Annotated in this window: 14 protein-coding genes and 1 pseudogene; 8 read left to right on the forward strand and 7 right to left on the reverse strand. The window is 67.0% G+C overall.

Annotated features, from left to right (window positions below; genetic code table 11):
* Positions 1-437 (reverse strand): annotated as a pseudogene (locus tag ACTHL9_RS07655) (hypothetical protein); the annotation flags it as partial.
* A 200-nt stretch (positions 438-637) separates the two neighbouring features.
* Between ACTHL9_RS07655 and ACTHL9_RS07660 the strand changes: the two are divergent.
* Both ACTHL9_RS07660 and galE read left to right on the forward strand, forming a co-directional pair.
* On the forward strand, positions 638-2170 hold the full coding sequence (locus ACTHL9_RS07660; protein WP_440518254.1) for a sugar transferase: 1533 nt from the start codon (positions 638-640) through the stop codon (positions 2168-2170).
* Position 2171: 1 nt separating this feature from the next.
* Positions 2172-3197 carry a UDP-glucose 4-epimerase GalE gene (gene galE / locus ACTHL9_RS07665; protein WP_440518255.1) on the forward strand — a complete coding sequence of 342 codons (1026 nt, stop codon included), beginning with the start codon at positions 2172-2174 and terminating at the stop codon, positions 3195-3197.
* A 7-nt stretch (positions 3198-3204) separates the two neighbouring features.
* On the opposite strand, the gene ACTHL9_RS07670 is transcribed toward galE, so the two are convergent.
* From ACTHL9_RS07670 to ACTHL9_RS07685, 4 genes are read right to left on the reverse strand one after another with little or no spacing between them, the layout of a single operon-like run.
* A complete protein-coding gene (locus ACTHL9_RS07670; protein ID WP_440518256.1) occupies positions 3205-4158 on the reverse strand; it encodes a MauE/DoxX family redox-associated membrane protein in 954 nt (317 codons plus the stop codon).
* A 24-nt stretch (positions 4159-4182) separates the two neighbouring features.
* Complete coding sequence (locus ACTHL9_RS07675) at positions 4183-4734, reverse strand: hypothetical protein (protein WP_440518257.1); 552 nt, start codon at positions 4732-4734, stop codon at positions 4183-4185.
* A gap of 60 nt (positions 4735-4794) precedes the next feature.
* Positions 4795-5811, reverse strand: a complete 1017-nt coding sequence (locus ACTHL9_RS07680; RefSeq protein WP_440518258.1) for a hypothetical protein — start codon at positions 5809-5811, stop codon at positions 4795-4797.
* Positions 5808-7223 (reverse strand): NAD(P)H-hydrate dehydratase, encoded by a 1416-nt coding sequence (locus ACTHL9_RS07685; RefSeq protein WP_440518259.1) that lies wholly within the window; start codon positions 7221-7223, stop codon positions 5808-5810. The genes ACTHL9_RS07680 and ACTHL9_RS07685 overlap by 4 nt, the downstream gene beginning before the upstream one ends.
* Before the next feature lie 48 nt (positions 7224-7271).
* Between ACTHL9_RS07685 and ACTHL9_RS07690 the strand changes: the two genes are divergently transcribed.
* Positions 7272-7454, forward strand: a complete 183-nt coding sequence (locus ACTHL9_RS07690) for a hypothetical protein (RefSeq protein WP_440518260.1) — start codon at positions 7272-7274, stop codon at positions 7452-7454.
* Here the strand turns inward: ACTHL9_RS07690 and ACTHL9_RS07695 are convergent.
* Entirely contained in the window at positions 7432-7782 is a 351-nt protein-coding gene (locus ACTHL9_RS07695; protein ID WP_138414172.1) for a holo-ACP synthase, read from the reverse strand. The genes ACTHL9_RS07690 and ACTHL9_RS07695 overlap by 23 nt on opposite strands.
* Before the next feature lie 40 nt (positions 7783-7822).
* On the opposite strand from ACTHL9_RS07695, the gene ACTHL9_RS07700 reads away from it, so the two are divergent.
* Complete coding sequence (locus ACTHL9_RS07700) at positions 7823-8392, forward strand: mycothiol transferase (RefSeq protein ID WP_440518261.1); 570 nt, start codon at positions 7823-7825, stop codon at positions 8390-8392.
* Between the two features lie 135 nt (positions 8393-8527).
* Here ACTHL9_RS07700 and glmS read toward each other — a convergent pair whose 3' ends face one another.
* Positions 8528-10417: a glutamine--fructose-6-phosphate transaminase (isomerizing) gene (gene glmS, locus ACTHL9_RS07705; protein ID WP_440518262.1), complete on the reverse strand. Its 1890-nt coding sequence runs from the start codon at positions 10415-10417 to the stop codon at positions 8528-8530.
* 72 nt (positions 10418-10489) lie between these two features.
* On the opposite strand from glmS, the gene coaA reads away from it, so the two are divergent.
* The 4 genes from coaA (at position 10490) to ACTHL9_RS07725 (ending at position 13963) form a co-directional block, all read left to right on the forward strand.
* Positions 10490-11455 carry a type I pantothenate kinase gene (gene coaA / locus ACTHL9_RS07710; protein ID WP_440518263.1) on the forward strand — a complete coding sequence of 322 codons (966 nt, stop codon included), beginning with the start codon at positions 10490-10492 and terminating at the stop codon, positions 11453-11455.
* A gap of 6 nt (positions 11456-11461) precedes the next feature.
* Positions 11462-12250, forward strand: coding sequence for a M15 family metallopeptidase (locus ACTHL9_RS07715; RefSeq protein WP_440518264.1), 789 nt, complete (start codon positions 11462-11464; stop codon positions 12248-12250).
* A gap of 24 nt (positions 12251-12274) precedes the next feature.
* Positions 12275-12667, forward strand: coding sequence for a large conductance mechanosensitive channel protein MscL (gene mscL / locus ACTHL9_RS07720; protein ID WP_440518265.1), 393 nt, complete (start codon positions 12275-12277; stop codon positions 12665-12667).
* A 66-nt stretch (positions 12668-12733) separates the two neighbouring features.
* Positions 12734-13963 carry an NRAMP family divalent metal transporter gene (locus ACTHL9_RS07725; protein ID WP_440518266.1) on the forward strand — a complete coding sequence of 410 codons (1230 nt, stop codon included), beginning with the start codon at positions 12734-12736 and terminating at the stop codon, positions 13961-13963.
* The last annotated feature ends 110 nt before the right edge of the window (positions 13964-14073 follow it).

The raw sequence follows: 14073 nt of genomic DNA on the forward strand, positions 1-14073 counted from the left end.
GAGAAGGTCTGTGGCACGAAGGACTCGATGCTTCGGTGAACTTCGCCGAGTTTCCGCTGCCGATGCGCCCAATACGGAGCCTGGAGATAGCGGCGCATGAGCTCGGTCGATGCCTCGGTCTCCAGCTGGGCGGTGAAGCCCAGCTGCCACCAGCGGAAGGCGATAGTCACCAGGCTCTTGAGGACGAAAGCGCCTGCCACGACCGCGGCGATGGCCGGAACGAGGACCCGCGGTTCCGACGAACCCAGGGTGCCCGCAGCCGCCTGGACGAGGGGTGACTCAGAGGCGCCGGTGACAACCTGCATGAGCGGGAGCATTGCGGCGACACCGAGCATGTCGAGTCCGGCGACGACGAAGGAACCGATAACCGAGAACACCGTTCCACCGGCCATGGGCCGACGCACGAGTCGACGGACGGTCTTCAGCTGGTTGATCACAATTCCCCCATACACACACCTAAAGCCGACGATCCGGTGCAAATTTTCCTGCACGACGAACGGCAGATCCCATTCAAGCCCATTTCGGAACCACGGAGATCGCCCCGACCGCCTCATCTCAGTGGTGGCACTCCGCTTTACGCTCAAACGGGGCTGCCTGATTGCCCCGCAACAGAAGCGTGGGCGTATTCAGGGGAACAATGAGCGAGAATGCAGTGGTGGCCGATCTCCCGCCACAGGCACGGGACAAAAGCGAGCTATTCAATGGCACGAATGTGACAAATTCGCTCGCCGCGAATACAGCCGACAAGCCCGGCCTACGCCACGCCGGATGGCTCATGGTCTTCGATCTCGCGGCCGTCACCTGGGCCGTCGCAGGAGCGCAGCTCCTCAGATTCGGCGTCGAGGACACCAGCGTCGGAGTCGGTTCGCGCCAGATCCCCTATGCCCTCGTGAGCACGGTCCTAGTGGCACTGTGGTGGACCGCCCTGGGTCTGGTCGGCAGCCGCGACAACCGTGTCCTTGGCTACGGCCCAGAGGAGTACAAGCGGGTCACCTCAGCCTCCCTGTGGCTGTTCGGCGCCATCGCCGTCCTCTCCTACGTCATCCAACTCGAGACCGCCCGCGGCTACGTCGCCGTCGCACTTCCACTCGGGCTCGCAAGCCTTCTCTTCGGACGCTGGATCCTGCGCAATGCGCTCGTCCACGCCCGGCATCGCGGCGCGGACCTGCGACGCGTTCTGATCGTCGGTTCTGCCGAGAGCGTCCTTCACCTGGAGCAGCAACTGGGCAGGCATCCCGAGGCGGGCTACGAGCCCGTCGCGGCCTACGTCACGAATCTCCCCTGCGAGGCGAACATGCTCGGCAACCTCCCCGTTCCCGTGCTCCGCAGAAGCCCCGATCTCGACGGCGTGCTTGCCGCTTCCGACCTTGCGCGGGCAGACGCCGTCGTGATCTCCGGCGGCGCACCGCTCGATCCCACCGCACTTCGGCATCTCGGATGGGCTCTTTCGACGCGGGACATCGGGATGGTCATGGCACCTGCCCTCACCGACGTCGCGGGTCCCCGCATCCACACTCAGCCGGTCGCCGGCCTCCCCCTCATCCACGTGACCACTCCGCGCCTCGAAGGCGCCAAGGGAATCGCCAAGCGCGGGTTCGATGTGATCGCGGCAGCGGCCCTCCTGGTCCTTCTGGCTCTGCCGATGGCGCTAATCGCGGTCCTCGTCAAGATCGACAGCGCAGGCCCGGTGTTCTTCCGCCAGACGCGCATCGGTCGCGCGGGCGAACCCTTCCGCATGCTGAAGTTCCGCTCAATGGTCGTGGACGCCGAAATGAAGCTCGATAGCCTCAGAAGCCACAATCAGGGAAGCGGGCCGCTGTTCAAGCTGAAACAGGATCCCCGGGTCACCCGACTCGGGAGATTCTTGCGCCGATATTCGCTGGATGAACTGCCCCAGCTATTGAATGTCCTCAGCGGCAGCATGAGTCTCGTGGGCCCTCGCCCGCCCCTGCCCCAAGAAGTTGAGAAATACGACAAGTTCGCCCATCGACGCCTCTTGATCAAACCCGGAATTACCGGATTATGGCAGGTCAGCGGCCGTAGTGACCTTTCGTGGGATGACTCCATCAAACTGGACCTCTATTACGTGGAGAATTGGTCGATGATCCAGGATCTGATGATTCTTCTTCGCACGGCGGGCGCGGTGGCCGGCAAAAACGGGGCGTACTGAGATGCAGATCCTCGTGAGGGGTGGGGCCGGGTACATCGGCTCCCACACGGCTCTGGCGCTGCTCAATTCCGGATACGACGTCACAGTTGTGGACAACTTCTCGAATTCGGTCCCTGAAGCGATCTGCCGGGTGAGCGAGTTGGCCGGCAGAAGGCTCCAGGTCATTGAGGCCGATCTCGCAGACCCGCAGACCGTCAAAAGGGCCCTCGCCGCGACCCGGCCTGACGCAGTCATCCACTTCGCTGGCCTGAAATCCGTCGGCGAATCACATTCCCAGCCGCTGCGATACTTCTCCAACAATCTGAGCGGCACGCTGAATCTCCTCAGTGCGATGCATGAGACGGACATCCGGCGCCTGATCTTCTCGTCGTCCGCCACCGTCTACGGGGTGCCGGATGAAGTTCCGGTGACGGAGGATCATTCGCTGAGCACCACCAATCCCTACGGCCGAACGAAACTGGTCGGCGAGCAGATGCTCACGGACATCGCGGCGTCGGATGTTCGCTGGTCATTCGCGATTCTCCGCTACTTCAACCCGGTCGGCAGCCATCCGTCGGGCCGCATCGGCGAAGACCCGCGGGGCACCCCCAGCAACCTCGTGCCCTATGTGGGCCATGTGGCCGTCGGACGCGAGCCTCTGGTGAACATCTTCGGCGGCGACTACCCGACCCCGGACGGAACGGGCGTGCGCGACTACATTCACGTCGAGGACCTCGCGGCGGGACACCTCGCGGCCCTCGTCTGGGTTCAGCAGAATTCCGGGACCGGTGTGTGGAACCTCGGCACTGGCCGGGGCTATTCGGTGCTCGAGGTCATTCGCATGTACGAACAGGTCTCAGGGCAGCGAATCCCGCGACGCATCGTCGCCAGGCGGCAGGGCGACGTGAGCAGCAGCTACGCGGACCCGGCCAAGGCGGAACGCGAACTGGGCTGGAGCGCACGACGGGGTCTGCGCGAGATGATTGAAGACCATTGGCGCTGGCAGAGCCGCAATCCGATGGGATACGAGGGTGAGGGCGGCCCCTGAACACGAGTCAGTGAGCGGCTGGCAGGAGCCCCTCGATGGCATCGACGAATTCCTCGATGCTCGCCAGTCCCTCCACGAGCTCGCTCGCCACGGCACCGTCGTGCGAGAGCAGCACCGCGGCGGGCATGGGTCCCACGCCGAACGCGGCACGCGCTGCCGCCGCTCCCAGCATGTGCAGCGCTCCGCCCTCAGGCACCGTCAGCTCGGATGTGTCCGCCGAGGTGGCCACCATCACCGTCACGCCCTGCAGCCGGCCCGCCCACGCTGCGGCGCGCACTGCGGCTACCTCGCACGCGCCGCACCCGGCTTTCGTGAAGACAACCAGTGCTGGCCGGCCACCGACAAGTTGCGGCAGCGTTCGGACGTGCCCGGTCACAGCAACGAGCTCGACGTCGGGCACCGGGCGGCCGGTAAGCCTCGGCGATAGCCTCGGCCGCTCTCTGTCCCTCGTCGACGCCACGGAACCCAGGATCACAGCCGCAACGCAGAGCATCCAGACTCCGTCCGAAAGCGTGGCCGAGCGCAGGGATGCCAGCAGTCCGTGCCCGCCGAGACCCGCGGAGCCAGCGCCCGCGGACATCACCACCAGCGCGACGTCGCGGGTCACGTCCCAAAGGGACACGACAGATCCTCCTGAGCCGAAGCACGGGCAGGGAGCCTGGACACCGCGGTGGACGGCGCGCGCGAGGAGCCACGCGAAGGCCGAGAGGACGATGGCGGAAACCGCGCTGAACGCTGTCAGGACCGGACCCTGCACGAGGAGGAACCCCGCCGAAAGGATCAGCTCGAAGCGAGCGAGCACGCGGATCAAGCGAGCGCTGGCGAATGGTGGCGCGACGCCCAACTCGCGTGCGCTTCTCGCCGAGGAATCCGGCGATCGCAGTTTCAGGGCCCCGGAGACTCCGTACACGGCCGACAGGCATCCGGCCGCGAGGAAGGCGAGGAGCTCCTCAATGCCCACGGCACACCCGCACGTACGGCTCAGTCAGAGGCACACAAGTGACCTGAGGCCGATGTTGAGCTGAACGAGCGCAGAAAGCGAGGCAGAGTCCGGCGCCTCGACCGCGGGATTCGCCGGGTGATCGTTGCCGTTGAGCTGGAGCGTATACGTGTAGATCAGGCCCACGGTGATGAGCTGGCCCATGACGTCGAGCGTCACGCTGCTTCCCTGCACGAGCGGCGCGGTCAGCGTGAGCAGGGCCGAGGAGCCGCTCAGCAGTGAGATCGCGAGGAGAGAGCCCGGGCTGGCCGCGAGTGCGCTGACCGTCAGCAGTGAGTTGGACGTCAGTGTGAAGCTGGTGCCGGCGGGCACGGTGCCCTGCACGGCGGTGATGGTGAACTTCAGCTGCGGCTGCCCCAGTATTCCGAGCAGCCCGGTGGTGCAGGTTCCGGTTACCCCGACATCCCAGAATCCCTGGGACGCGGCTGCCCTCGGAGCGGCCACGGCTGCGGCGATGACCGGTGCGGCCCATGCTGCGCCCTTCACGACCCGACGACGTTCGACGGCGGGCAGCGGTTCCTCGACGGTTCTTTCCATGACGGTCCCCCGACCTTCCTCAGTCCGTTGGCACGTCCCCTGCGTGCCCGTCCCCCAGTTCTACAAGGACGGCTGAGGTTGATTGGCCTTCTCGGGGGAGGACTGGCGCAACTCGTCCTGAGGCATGTCGCATCCTGTCTCTCCCCACGAAACATTCGGCGCCGAAGCATCCGACATGGAGTCCGTCAGCGCCCTGTGCAGTGACTTGGCGGATCCGAAGCCGGCAAGCTCGGCGATCCCGGGGCTGCTCACCGCCGCGAAGCGCGGGTCTCGGAGGAGCTCGCGGGCGTACTCGGCGCGGAGGCGGCGAATCGCGGTCGCAACAGCGTCGCCGCGCTGGCTGAACTCGCGTTGGAGGTGGCGCAGGGAGACATTGAGGCTGACGGCGATGCTGGCGGGAGTCAGGCGTCGGTCACCTTTGCGCGCTTCGATGAGGTCCAACGCCGCGGCGTAGAGGTCGCGGCCCGCGTGGGGACACGGCAGAGCGGCCTTGTGCTCCAAGGCCAGCGCCGCCGTCATCTCTTCGAGCAGACGCTCGATGCGGCGCCCCGCACTGGACTCCGGCGCCTCGGTCTCGGCCACGGCCCCGACGAAGTCCTTGACGGGTGCCACCACAGATCGATGCGCCAGGAGCCTGCCGCATTCGAGCGGAAGAACCGCCCCATGGTCTGCCAGGATGCTGAGCGGCACCTTGACGACCGTCAGGAGGGTGCGGAGCGGCCATTGGACGACGAGGTCCGCACGCGGCTGAAGGAAGAATGCCTGTCCCGGACCGAGCCTTTCGGGGCCTGCGCCGCTGTGGAGGCTGACCATGCCTTGCTCCACGAAGCAGAACAGGACGCCAATTCCCAGACTTCCAGCGCCAACCCGGATCTCACCGGGACGTGCATGGAGTCTGAACGCAGACGAGCGCTCGAACCGCACCCCTTCGGCCCGGATCGCCCAACCTTCCGAGCCGTCCAGAATCAAGCCCTTTCCGGCAAGGTCGTCAGCAGTCCAGATTCGCCCGGCACCGGCCGCGCCCGAGGAGCCCGCAATGACCCTGAAGCGGTCAGGGGCGCGGCGGCTGGGCGTCACCGGCTGAGCCTGGCAACGGATTCCCGCACGGCCCGCGCGAGAGCACCGGAGCCGAAGGGACCCCCTTGGGCAGCGATGCGGCCGGCGTGGCCATGGATCAGGGAGGCGGCTGCGGCAACCTGAACCGGTCGAGTGTCCGGAATGGTTGCCAGCAGTGCGCCGAGAATTCCTGTCAGAGTGTCGCCCGAGCCGGCGGTAGCGAGATAGGGGTGTCCCGAAGCCTGGACGTAGGCGGTACCGTCGGGAGCCGCGCAGACCGTCACGGGGCCTTTGAGGAGCACCGTGGTCCCGGCGTGCTCGGCGGCCAATCGTGCCCAGCGAAGGGGATGCTCCTCGATCTCCGCGCGCTCGGCCTCGATGCCCATGCGCGCGAGGAGGTGCGAGAGCTCCCCCGCGTGCGGCGTCAGCACGGCGCGGCCGTTGAGGCGCGGTCCCGGAATTCGGTCGAGTGCCGAGGCATCGATCACCAGGGGTAGCCCCGACTTTTCGGCTACATCGAACGCACGGTGCTGACCGACGTCGTCCCCGATCCCGGGACCCACCGCCCACGCTTGGACGCGCCCCTCGGGGGCACCCGATGCCACCACTTCGGGATGAGCGGCAAGGACGGCGTGCCGCACACTTTCCGGTCCGATGAAGCGCACCATCCCGACCCCGACCGCGAGGGCGGCCGAGGTCGCCAGCACCGCTGCGCCCGGATACTGGTCCGAGCCTGCGATGATGCCCACGACCCCTCGGCTGTATTTCTGCCAGTCTTCCCGGGGCTCCGGAAGGAGCGCGCGAACGTCCTCGGGCTCGAGGACGAGGACATCGGGGCGAGACAGCTCGGGCGCGAGCCCGATGTCGACCACCTCGACCCGGCCGGCGAGGACCCTCCCGCGTCCGACGAGGAGCCCGGTCTTCAGAGCTCCGAAGGTCACCGTGACGTCCGCCTTCCAGACCTCGCCGGATGCCGTCCCTGTGTCGGCGTCGACACCCGAAGGGAGATCGCAGGCCACGACAAGGCCCTCGGGGCGCCGAAACGGGGCGCGGTACTCCCCCGATGCGCCCGTCCCGAGTACGGCGTCCACCACGACGTCGGCTGGCTCGAGGGTCTTCTCGAGGCGTCCGCCAGCCGCCAAGAACGCCTCAAGGCCATCCGAATGGGCTGAGCTCGAGGCGAGCACCGCCGTCGTGCGCACTCCGCGCCCCGCGAGCTCGGCGAGGGCGAAGAGGGCGTCGCCGCCGTTGTTGCCCTTGCCGACGACGGCGGAAGCCCGCGCGCCGTAGAGCGAGCCTCGGGCGCGGAGCAGCTCGGCGACGAGGACGCGGTACAGCCCGTGCGCAGCCCTTGCCATGAGCTCAGGGCCGAGCCGCGCCAAGAGCGGGCGTTCGGCGTCGCGGACCTCCGTACCGGTAAAGGCCGTGATCATAGGCCGAGTCTAGACTTTGTCCTGGACCACGGAAGTTGGGGGTACCTCGTGAAGAATCCGGCTGGAATCGCCGTCGTCGTCGCCGTTGCGTCGTACATTGTGGCGCATCTTGTGACCAATGGATCCTCAGACCCAGCACTCCTCGCATGGGGGGCGTGCGGGGTCTTCGGGGTGGTGTTCGGACTCGCGACCGTCGGGCGCCTGAAGCTCAGCTCTCGGCGACGACCATAGCGGTGGCGATGCCGCCGTCGTGCGACATGCTCAGGTGCCATGTCCGCACGCCGCGGTCCTGGGCGACAGCAAGCACCGTGCCCTTGATCTGGATCGTCGGGCCGGAGGCGTCCAAGCCGATCCAGCAGTCCTGCCAGTTCATCCCAGCGGGGGCGCCGAGGACCTTTGCCACCGCTTCCTTCGCAGCGAACCGGGCTGCCAGCGAGCGGGTGTTGAGCTCGCGCTCAGCCGGAACGAACAAACGATCCCTGAGTCCCGGGGTGCGCTCGAGCTGACGCTCGAACCGATCCACGTCCACGACGTCCACTCCGATGCCGACGATAGCCATGGGCCCACTGTATCGGTCGTCGAGAGCTAGGGTGGGCCTCATGGAACAGCAGAACTGGGCCATCACCATCCTCGAGGACGGCTTCGGTCGGGTGCGGGAGAGCGTCGAGCATGTGCTGCTCGGCCTCTCGGCGGAACGCGCTGCGGCGCAGCCCTCGCCGACCGCCAACTCCGTCGGATGGCTCGTATGGCATCTCTCCCGGATCACCGACGACCATTTCGCGGCCCTCGCCCACGTGCTCGACGGCGGAGACGCGCCACGGGGGCGCGAGCGGACCATGCCGCCGGGGCAGGTGTGGGTTGACTGGCGGGACCGCCTAGGCACGCCGTACCCCGAGGCCAGCACCGGCTACGGCCATACCCCTGAGCAGGTGGCCGCGTTTCCGCACCTCGAGCCGTCGCTTCTCGGCGAGTACCACGCCGCCGTCCATGAACGGGCGCTTGAGATCCTTCGGGGTCTCACGCCGGAGGACTTCGGGACGGTCGTCGACTTCCGCTGGGATCCACCGGTGACTGCCGCGGTGCGGCTCATGAGCATCCTGAACGACGCGACGCAGCACGTGGGCCAGGCCGCCTACGTCAAGGGGCTGCTCGCGCCCAACCACTCCTGACGTTTCGGGTACGCCAACTTCCCTCCCCGAACGTCTCAGGTACAGATACGGACGCCACAGCCTAGCGGCCCCGGCAGTATCTGTACCTGAGAGGCGTCTGGGCGTCCTTATCTGTACCCGAAACGAAAGGGTTAGTTACTCGACCGTGACGGACTTGGCCAGGTTTCGCGGCTGGTCCACGTCGAAGCCCTTCGCCTGTGCCAGCTCGGCGGCGAAGATCTGCAGTGGAACCGTGGTGAGCAGGGGCATGAGCAGCGGCGGGGTCTCCGGCACGTAGAAGACGTACTCGGCGTACTCGCGCACGGCCTCGTCGCCCTCCTCGGCGATCACGAGCGTGCGGGCCCCGCGGGCGCGCACCTCCTGGATGTTGGAGACGACCTTCGAGTGCAGCGAATCGCGCCCGCGCGGCGACGGCACCACCACGAACACGGGCTGGCCCTCGTCGATGAGCGCGATGGGACCGTGCTTGAGCTCGCCGGCCGCGAAGCCCTCGGCGTGCAGGTACGCGATCTCCTTGAGCTTGAGGGCTCCCTCGAGCGCGACCGGGTAGCCCACGTTGCGGCCCAGGAACAGCACGGACTTCTCGTCCTTCATGCTGCGGGCGAGCTCGCGCAGGGGGCCTGCATTGTCGAGGACCTGCTGGATCTTCTCAGGGATCTTGCCGAGGTCCGCGAGGACGTCCTTGATCTGGCCGGAGAAGATGTTCCCGCGCAGCTGCGCCAGGTAGAGGCCCAGCAGGTACGCGGCCGTGATCTGGGCCAGGAACGCCTTCGTGGAGGCCACCGCGATCTCCGGGCCGGCGTGCGTGTAGAGCACGGCGTCCGACTCGCGCGGGATCGTGGAGCCGTTCGTGTTGCAGATCGAGACCGTCTTCGCGCCCTGCTCGCGGGCGTAGCGGACGGCCATGAGCGTGTCCATGGTCTCGCCGGACTGGCTGATGGAGACCACCAGGGTGTTCTTGTCCACGATCGGATCGCGGTACCGGAACTCGTGCGCGAGCTCGACTTCGGTGGGGATCCGGCACCAGTTCTCGATCGCGTACTTCGCGACGAGGCCGGCGTACGCAGCCGTGCCGCACGCGAGCACGATGATCTTGTTGACCTGCTTGAGCTCGGCCGGGTCGATGCGCAGCTCGTCGAGAATGAGGCGGCCCTGCGCGTCCGAGCGACCCAGGAGGGTGTCGTGCACGGCGGCCGGCTGGTCGTGGATCTCCTTCTCCATGAAGGACGGGAAGCCGCCCTTCTCCGCGGAGGCGGCGTCCCAGGACACCTCGAACTCCTTGCCCTGGGCCGGGCGGCCGTAGAAGTCGGTGATCACGAAGGAGTCAGGGGTGATCGTCACGATCTGGTCCTGCCCCAGCTCGACTGCGCGGCGAGTGTGGTCGATGAACCCGGACACATCCGAGCCCAGGAAGTTCTCCCCGTCGCCGAGGCCGACGACGAGCGGCGAGTTGCGCCGCGCGGCGACGACCACGCCGGGCCGATCCGCGTGGACGGCGAGGAGGGTGAACGCCCCATCGAGCCGCTGGGCGGCGAGCTGCATGGCCTTGGTGATATCGCCGTCGGCCGGGCCGCGGTACATGTCCCCGATCAGCGCGGCCGCGACCTCGGTGTCCGTCTCGGACGCGAACGTGACACCCTTCGCGCGCAGCTCCTGCTTGAGCTCGGCGTAGTTTTCGATGATGCCGTTGTGGATCACGGCGAGACGACCGCCGTCGGCCAGGTGCGGGTGCGCGTTCGCATCGGTGGGCCCGCCGTGGGTCGCCCAGCGGGTGTGCCCGATCCCGGTCAGGCTCTCAGGCAGCGGGCGCTCCTCGAGCTCGGCCACCAGGTTGCCGAGCTTGCCGGCCTTCTTCCGGGTTTCGACGGCCCCATCAGCCACGACGGCGACTCCCGCCGAATCGTAGCCGCGGTACTCGAGGCGCCGCAGACCCTCGATGACGACGTCGAGGGCATCATGAGCGCCATTCCCGCCCGCTGCGCTACGCTCTTGGGCCCTGCCGACATAACCGACGATTCCACACATGCCCAACATCCTACCGGGGGCGTTTCGCCCGCCCATTTCACTCTGGGCGACCGTGTTGGCAGAATCACGTGAGTGAGTCTGCCCAGGAGCGAGTTCGACGGCGATGGTGCCACCCCTTTTGTCGAACTCGACCGTCCCCGCTGGTCGCAGCTGGCGAACCGCATGGAACAGCCGCTCAACGAGGAGGACATCCTCCGTCTGCGCGGCCTCGGCGATCCGCTCGACATGCGCGAAGTCCGCGAGGTGTACCTTCCTCTCAGCCGCCTGCTGTCGCTGTATGTCGAGGCCTCGGGCGAGCTGCACAGCGCCACTCAGACGTTTCTGGGCGAGAAGACCCAGCGCACGCCCTTTGTCATCGGGGTCGCGGGGTCGGTCGCGGCGGGAAAATCGACTATTGCCCGTGTGCTCCGGGAGATGCTCCGCCGCTGGCCGTCCACGCCGGACGTGCAGCTCGTCACCACGGACGGCTTCCTCTACCCCCTGGCGGAGCTCAAGCGGCGCGACCTCCTCGAGCGCAAGGGCTTCCCGGAGTCGTATGACCGAAGGGCGCTCCTACGGTTCGTCGCCGAGATCAAGTCCGGCGCCGAAGAGGTGCGCGCGCCGTGGTACTCGCACCTCACGTACGACATCGTCCCCGGCAAGGAAGTCGTGGTGCGGCGCCCGGACGTGCTCATCGTCGAGGGCCTCAATGTCCTGCAGCCTGCACGGTCGCGCAGCGACGGGACAACCGGCCTCGCCTTGAGCGACTTCTTCGACTTCTCGGTCTACGTGGACGCAAGGACAGCGGACATCGAAGAATGGTACGTGCAGCGTTTCCTCAAGCTTCGCTCGGGCGCGTTCGCCCAGCCCGAGAGCTACTTCCACCGCTATGCGTCCCTGTCCGACGGGGAGGCCATCAAAACGGCGCGCGGCATCTGGAAGAGCATCAACGAGCCGAACCTCATCCAGAATGTCCTGCCGACTCGGGGCCGGGCGCAGCTGGTGCTCACCAAGGACGCCGATCATTCCATCAGGCGGATGCTCCTCAGAAAGGTGTGAGCGGGCGTGGGCGACGGCGGTGATCCTCCGGAGCGCGGGCTTCCCACCCGCCGGACCGTCGCGCTTGCCGCGCTGACGCTGGGGCTCGCCGCATGCACTCCAGTGACCCCAGCGGCTCCTGAACGGACGACGACGGCGGCCGCCCCGCCGTCGTCCACTCCCCCGCCGCCGTCGTCGCCATCAACGCCTACCGCCTCGGGCCTGTCGCTCTCCGACCCGAGGAGCCCCTGGGTGGTGGTGAACAAGCGTCGGCCGCTCGAGCCGGCGGACTTCACGCCCGACCTCGTGCAGCCGTCCGTTCCGCTCGCAACCTCAGGCGAGGGCTCTCTGCTCAATCCGACCACCGCCCGCGCGGCGGAGGCGATGTTCGCTGCGGCCACGGCGGCCGGCGTCGGCATGGCGCTCGCGAGCGGCTATCGCTCGTACACAGCGCAAGCCGCCGCGCATGCCCAACTCGTGGCGGCCGAAGGCCAGGACGCGGCAGACCTTGCTTCGGCCCGCGCCGGCTACTCCGAGCATCAGACCGGCTGGGCGCTCGACCTCGGCGCCGCTGACGACGCCTGCACCTTCCAGCCGTGCTTCACGGACACCCCCGCTGCCCAATGGGCCGCGGCGCATGCCCACGCGTACGGATTCATCGTCCGGTATCCGTGGATGCGGCAGGAGACCACCGGCTACTACTACGAGTCGTGGCATCTGCGGTTCATCGGCGTTGAGGCGGCCACGGACATGGTCCGCAGAGGCGTCCCGACTCTCGAAGAGTACTTCGGAGTGGAAGCGGCACCTACGTATTGAAGCAGGCAGGCTAGTCTGGGCGGCATGCTCAGCGGATTCAAGCGATTCATCATGAAGGGCAACGTCGTAGACCTTGCCGTCGCCGTGATCATGGGGGCCGCGTTCAGCGCGGTCATCGACGCACTCGTGAAGAGCGTCCTCATGCCATTCATCGCGCTGCTCGTGGGAGAACCGAACTTCGACAAGTTCCTCGCGTTCGGGGACATCAAGATCGGTGTGTTCCTCACGGCTGTGGTGAACTTCCTGCTGGTCGCCTCGGCGATCTACTTCGTCATCGTCATGCCGATGAACGTCCTGATCGAGCGTCGCAACCGGAAGCTCGAGATCAAGGAGAAGACGGAGAAGGAAGCCGTCGACCCGCAGATCGCGCTCCTGACCGAAATCCGCGACGCGCTGAAGGCTCCAGCGCGGGACTGATTCCCCGAGCCGGTCCCTGCGTGAACCCTTGCCCGCCGCCAGAGGTGGGAACATGCTTCGAAGGTCATGAAGAAGCTCCTCGGCGTGGCTTTGGGCATCCTGAGCGCGATCGGCGGCTTCGTCGACATCGGTGACTTCGTGGTCAACGGCGTCGTCGGATCCCGGTTCGGGCTGAGCCTCGCGTGGGTCGTGGTGCTCGGGGTCGTGGGGATCTGCTTGTTCGCCCAGATGTCGGGCCGCGTTGCCGCGGTAAGCGGCATGGCCGCGTTCCAGATCATCCGGGAGCGGCTCGGACCGCGGGCGGCGCTGGCGAACCTTGCCGCGTCCTTCGTCATCAACCTCCTGACGCTCACAGCGGAGGTCGGCGGCATTGCGCTGGCCCTCCAGCTCGCCAGCAGCGTGAACTACCTCCTCTGGGTTCCGGTCGCGGCCTTTGCGGTCTGGCTCGTGGTCTGGCGCGTGAAGTTCAAGATCATGGAGAACGTCACGAGCCTGCTGGGCCTATGCCTCATCGTCTTCGCCGTGGCCCTCTTCATGCTCCACCCCCAGTGGCCCGATCTCGGGCGGCAGGCGCTCCTGCAAATGCCGCCCTCGGGAGACGAAACGGCGAGCTATTGGTACTACGCAGTAGGGCTGTTCGGATCCTCGGTGAGCCCGTACGAGGTCTTCTTCTTCTCGTCGGGCGCAGTCGAGGAGCACTGGGGCACGAAGGACCTGTCCGAGTCGCGGCTCAACGTCCTGGTCGGCTTCCCGCTCGGCGGGGTGCTCTCCATCTCCATCGCGGCGTGCACCGCCGTCGTACTCCTGCCCGCGGGAATCCACGTCGAGGCCCTGTCTCAAGTGGTCCTCCCGCTTGCGGAAGCGGGCGGTAAGATCGCGCTGGCGATCGGGATCGTTGGAGTGGTGGCCGCCGTCTTCGGCGCTTCGCTGGAGACAATGCTCTCGAGCGGCTACATGATTGCCCAGTTCTTCGGATGGTCGTGGGGCAAGTTCAGGGCGCCGGCTCGGGCAGCCCAGTTCCACGTGGTGATGATCCTGGCCATCCTCCTCGCGGGAGCGATCCTGCTTACCGGCGTTGACCCGATCCAGCTCACCGAGGTGTCTGTCGTCTTCTCGGCCGTCGCTCTTCCGCTCACCTATGTGCCGATCCTCATCATCGCCAACGACCCCGAGTACCTCGGCGAGCACGTCAACGGGAAGCTGCTCAACGCCGTCGCCATCCTGTTCCTCGTGATCATCTTCGCCGCGGCCATCGCCGCGATCCCGCTCATGATCCTCTCCGGCGCGGGCAGCTAATCGTTGCGGGGGGACAGAGTTGGAGGGCGCAAACCACAAACCTGAACGGGGGAGGACGACGAATAACCCCACAAACAGGCGGTTTTGGGAACGCAACGGCGCCCTGCCAG

This window comes from Sinomonas sp. (assembly GCF_051955515.1).
In the GTDB taxonomy this organism is placed as follows: Bacteria; Actinomycetota; Actinomycetes; order Actinomycetales; family Micrococcaceae; genus Sinomonas.

Coding starts and splice junctions, on each gene's coding strand:
- ACTHL9_RS07695 (WP_138414172.1), bottom strand. CDS start 7,782: ATGGCTATCGTCGGCATCGGAGTGGACGTCGTGGACGTGGATCGGTTC.
- mscL (WP_440518265.1), top strand. CDS start 12,275: ATGCTCAGCGGATTCAAGCGATTCATCATGAAGGGCAACGTCGTAGAC.
- ACTHL9_RS07685 (WP_440518259.1), bottom strand. CDS start 7,223: ATGATCACGGCCTTTACCGGTACGGAGGTCCGCGACGCCGAACGCCCG.
- ACTHL9_RS07725 (WP_440518266.1), top strand. CDS start 12,734: ATGAAGAAGCTCCTCGGCGTGGCTTTGGGCATCCTGAGCGCGATCGGC.
- galE (WP_440518255.1), top strand. CDS start 2,172: ATGCAGATCCTCGTGAGGGGTGGGGCCGGGTACATCGGCTCCCACACG.
- ACTHL9_RS07675 (WP_440518257.1), bottom strand. CDS start 4,734: ATGGAAAGAACCGTCGAGGAACCGCTGCCCGCCGTCGAACGTCGTCGG.
- glmS (WP_440518262.1), bottom strand. CDS start 10,417: ATGTGTGGAATCGTCGGTTATGTCGGCAGGGCCCAAGAGCGTAGCGCA.
- ACTHL9_RS07660 (WP_440518254.1), top strand. CDS start 638: ATGAGCGAGAATGCAGTGGTGGCCGATCTCCCGCCACAGGCACGGGAC.
- ACTHL9_RS07700 (WP_440518261.1), top strand. CDS start 7,823: ATGGAACAGCAGAACTGGGCCATCACCATCCTCGAGGACGGCTTCGGT.